A 3,998-nucleotide genomic window follows, 5' to 3' on the forward strand; every position below is an offset into this window, starting at 1 on the left:
GAGCAACGACGGCCGTCCGGGCTCAGAGATCGCCGCCGCCGCCCGCGCCCAGGTCGCGGCCTATCCCACCGCCGCCTTCCGCATGGCCGAGGCGGTGGACGCGACGCGCATCGACGGCGGATTTTCAGTCGCCTTCGCCGACGGCAGTCGCACCACGGGCCGTCGCCTGATCCTGGCCCACGGGGTCGAGGACGTCCTGCCCGACCTGCCCGGCGTGAAGGAACGCTGGGGCCGCACCGCCCTGCACTGTCCGTGGTGTCACGGCTATGAGGTCGGCGGCGGGCCGATCGGCGTCCTGGGGCGCGGCGACCATGCGGTCCAGTACGCGAGCGTCGTCGCCGAATGGGGCGAGGCCGTGCTGTTCATCGACCCGGCGCGCCTGAGCGAAGACGACGCGCGCGTGCTGGCACGGCGCGGCGTGACCATCGAACCGACACCCGTCGAACGGCTGGAAGGCGAAGCCCCGACCCTGACCGGGGCGCGACTGATCGACGGCCGCTTCATCCCACTGAAGGCTGTCTTCGTCGGCGCCCATGTGCGGCAGTCCGGCGGCTTCGCCGAGCGCCTGGGCTGCGAGATGACCGACACCCCCATGGGTCGCATCGTCAAGGTCGACGCCCAGCAACAAACCAGCCAGCCGGGCGTCTTCGCCGCCGGCGACCTGGCGCGCCCCGCAGGCAACATCACCCTGGCGACGACGGACGGCATGACCGCCGCCTACGCCGCCTTCCGCTCCCTGATCGAAGAGGAGACGGCCTAAGGGAGGCTCAGCGCGGCTCGATCTTCACCTCGGCGCGAACCGAGTTGGCGATGTAGCAGACGTCATGGGCGCGGTGATGCAGGTCGGCGATGGCCGCCGCATCCGGCTGCTTGTCGCCCGACCAGGTCACGGCCGGGCGCAGCACCACCTCGGTGATCGACATCTTGCCGCGCTCGTCCTTGCTCAGCGTCCCTTCCGCATCGTCGCGATAGGAATCGACCACGAAGCCGTCCTTGCGGGCGTATGCGAGGAAGAACAGCATGTGGCAGCTGGACAGGGCGGCGACCAGGGCCTCTTCCGGGTCCACCGCCGCCTCTTCCGACAGGGGCGGCGGGATCATGGGCGAGGGCGCCGACGAACCGCGCACCACCGCGCCGCCGTCGAAGCGCCAGTCATGGCCGCGTCCGTATTTGTTGTCGCTGAAGGGCTGATCGCCCCGGTTCCATTCGACGACGGCGACGTGCTGGCTCATGACAGGCTCCGAAACAAAAGGTCGAAGCTAAGCTAGGCGCCCTCAGCGGGTTTCGCCAGATCGCCCGAGGCCAGATCGCCTCGGGTCAGCATCCGCATCTGCATCTGCGCCCGGATAGTGAAGCCCAGCGAGTGATACAGGGCGATGGCCCCGGCGTTATCCGCATAGGAATGCAGGAAGGCCGTCTCGCCGCGCGCCAGGATGCGCGCGATCACCGCCCGCATCAGGGCTCCGGCATAACCCCGCCCGCGCGCGTCGGGGTGGGCGCAGACGCCGGAGACCTCGGTGAAGCCGTCCGGCTTCAGCCGCTCGCCCGCCATGGCCAGCAGCCGCCCGTCCTGCTTGACCCCGAAGAAGTCGCCCAGTCGGTGCGTCTTGTCGAAGAAAGGCCCCGGCTCGGTCAGGGTCGCCAGGGCCAGCATGGCGGGCGCATCGGCCTCGGTCAGGGGTTCGATGGCGATGTCGCGCGCCTTGGCAGGCGTCAGATCGACCAGAACCATCTGCGTCAGCACCGCTTCCTTCAGCACCGCCAGGCCGGGCGGGACGGGCGTGCGCTCTGCCTCGACCGTGGCCAACAGCCCCTCGGGCTGCTCCAGCGCCGCGACGGCCGCCAGGCTTTCCGGCGACTGATCGACGCTGGCGACGAAGACGCCGTAACCCGGCGCCAGCCGCAGCGCCCCGCCCGCGCCCACGGCCAGGGACGCCTGACGCGCGGACGACAGGGCGTTCCAGACCGGACGGTCGAGCGGGTGCGCCATTCGGCTCAGCCCTGCCAGAAGCCGACGATCTTCTTGACCTCGGCAATGGTCGGCTCGGCGATTTCGCGCGCCTTTTCGGCGCCAGAGGCCAGGGCGCGGTCGATCTCGGCCGGGTCGTTCATCAGGCGACGCATCTCGGCCGTGACGTTCGCCATCGAGGACACGGCCAGTTCGGCCAGTTTCGGCTTGAAGGCGCCGAAGCCCTGGCCCGCGAACTCGGCCAGGACGGCCTCGCGCGTCGTGTCGGCCAGGGCGGCGTAGATGGCGACCAGGTTCTTGGCCTCGGCGCGACCTTCCAGCCCTTCAACCGTTTCCGGCAGCGGCTCCATATCGGTCTTGGCCTTGCGGATCTTGTTGGCGATGGTGTCGGCGTCGTCGGTCAGATTGATGCGCGACAGGTCCGACGGATCGGACTTGGACATCTTGGCCGCGCCGTCGCGCAGGGACATGACCCGCGTCGCCGGCCCCTGGATCAGCGGGTCGGGCAGGGGGAAGTAGCCCGGCGTGCCGAAGTCGTTGTTGAACTTCTGGGCGATGTCGCGGGTCAGCTCCAGATGCTGCTTCTGGTCCTCGCCGACCGGCACCTCGGTCGCCTTGTAGAGCAGGATGTCCGCCGCCTGCAGCACCGGATAGGTGTAGAGGCCGACGCTGGAGCGTTCCTTGTGCTTGCCCGATTTCTCCTTGAACTGGGTCATCCGGTCCAGCCAGCCCAGACGGCCGACGCAGTTGAAGATCCAGGCCAGTTCGGCATGGGCCGGCACGGCCGACTGCGGGAAGATGACCGCCTTGGCCGGATCGAGGCCCGAGGCCAGATAGGCCGCCGCGATCTCGCGTGTCTGGGCGGCCAGCTTCTCCGGCTCCTGCCAGACGGTGATGGCGTGCATGTCGGCGACGAAGACGAACAGTGGCGCGCCCGTCTCCTGCAGTTCGGTGAAGCGCTTCAGCGCGCCCAGGTAGTTGCCAAGGTGCAGGGCGCCGGAGGCCTGGATGCCGGACAGGATGCGGCGCGGACCGGTGTATTGAGCCGGAGTCTGGTCAGTCATGATGATGGATCTCGGAAATCGAAAGGCGAATGTCGGCGCGCGTCATCCCGCGCGAAAGGCAGGCGTGCGAAGGCACGAGGCGGCAGGTCAGCCGCGCCATCGTCCGTGAGCGAGTTTTCGTCCCGAAAGCGCCATGTCCTCGCGCTTATCGGTTCGGGCCGCGAAGGGCAACACTCCTGCGGCGGTTCGCGCGTCGCCGCGATCACGGAACGATGTTAGCCTCCTCTTCCATCGGCATGGAGGGAAGGACATGGACGAGTTCGAAGTCGCCCCGCCCGAGAGTTTCGACTCTCGCCAGGCGCTGACGCGAATGCTGGCGCTGTTGCGCCACCTGATCGACATGATCGCCGAGTTCAGGGAGACACTGATCCTGACCAGCGGCGGCGACCCCGCCGACCCAGTGCTGGACGACGCCTTCCTGGCCGCCAGGCTCCTGGCGCTGGAAGATATCGACGCCCTGATCGCCCTGGTCGACGAGGCGGACTTCACCGCCCCGGCCATGGTCGAGCACCGCCTTCAGGGCGAGGCGCTGCGCTTCAAGATGCTGGCCATCCTGGCGACCTATCGTCAGGTCGTCGCCACCCAACCCAGCCGAAATCCGGGCATGAGCCGAGGCTGGTCTCTCTATCGCCGCGCCCTGCGCGCGACGCTGGCCGCCATCGACGGGCCGCTGGAATCCCTGACGGCGGCCCTCGGCGCCAAACAGGGTCTGGTCGAGTTCAAGAAGGCGCTGGAGGTGCTGCTGGACCTATGACCGGGCCGAGCGTCGAACCAGTCCCTTGACCTCGGCCACCGTCACGGCGCGCGTCAGGAAGGCCAGGACGACATAGGCCAGACCGCCCGCCGCCACGACCAGCAGCAGGGTGATCTCCTTGGCGCCATGGTTCGACCCCGCCATCGCCAGCAGGTCCGCGACCGGCGCCTGCAGCACGGGCCGCGCCCACGACGCGGCGCCGACCACCGCC

General features: G+C 69.0%; 5 protein-coding genes and 1 pseudogene. 2 read left to right on the top strand and 4 right to left on the bottom strand.

From position 1 onward, the window contains the following. Positions 1-760 (top strand): NAD(P)/FAD-dependent oxidoreductase (locus RT567_RS14445; protein WP_313576961.1); only part of this gene is annotated, 760 nt, incomplete at its 5' end. Between the two features lie 7 nt (positions 761-767). Here RT567_RS14445 and RT567_RS14450 read toward each other — a convergent pair. From RT567_RS14450 to trpS, 3 genes are read right to left on the bottom strand one after another with little or no spacing between them, the layout of a single operon-like run. Then, positions 768-1,232, bottom strand: coding sequence for an OsmC family protein (locus RT567_RS14450; protein WP_313576962.1), 465 nt, complete (start codon positions 1,230-1,232; stop codon positions 768-770). Between the two features lie 32 nt (positions 1,233-1,264). Next, positions 1,265-1,990, bottom strand: a complete 726-nt coding sequence (locus RT567_RS14455; protein ID WP_313576963.1) for a GNAT family N-acetyltransferase — start codon at positions 1,988-1,990, stop codon at positions 1,265-1,267. Between the two features lie 5 nt (positions 1,991-1,995). Beyond that, positions 1,996-3,033, bottom strand: a complete 1,038-nt coding sequence (gene trpS / locus RT567_RS14460) for a tryptophan--tRNA ligase (RefSeq protein ID WP_313576964.1) — start codon at positions 3,031-3,033, stop codon at positions 1,996-1,998. A 250-nt stretch (positions 3,034-3,283) separates the two neighbouring features. Between trpS and RT567_RS14465 the strand changes: the two genes are divergently transcribed. Further along, a complete protein-coding gene (locus RT567_RS14465; protein ID WP_313576965.1) occupies positions 3,284-3,787 on the top strand; it encodes a hypothetical protein in 504 nt (167 codons plus the stop codon). On the opposite strand, the pseudogene RT567_RS14470 reads toward RT567_RS14465, so the two are convergent. After that, positions 3,782-3,998 (bottom strand): annotated as a pseudogene (locus RT567_RS14470) (murein biosynthesis integral membrane protein MurJ); the annotation flags it as partial. The gene RT567_RS14465 and the pseudogene RT567_RS14470 overlap by 6 nt on opposite strands.

It is taken from the genome of Brevundimonas sp. (assembly GCF_032107865.1).
Lineage (GTDB): Bacteria > Pseudomonadota > Alphaproteobacteria > Caulobacterales > Caulobacteraceae > Brevundimonas.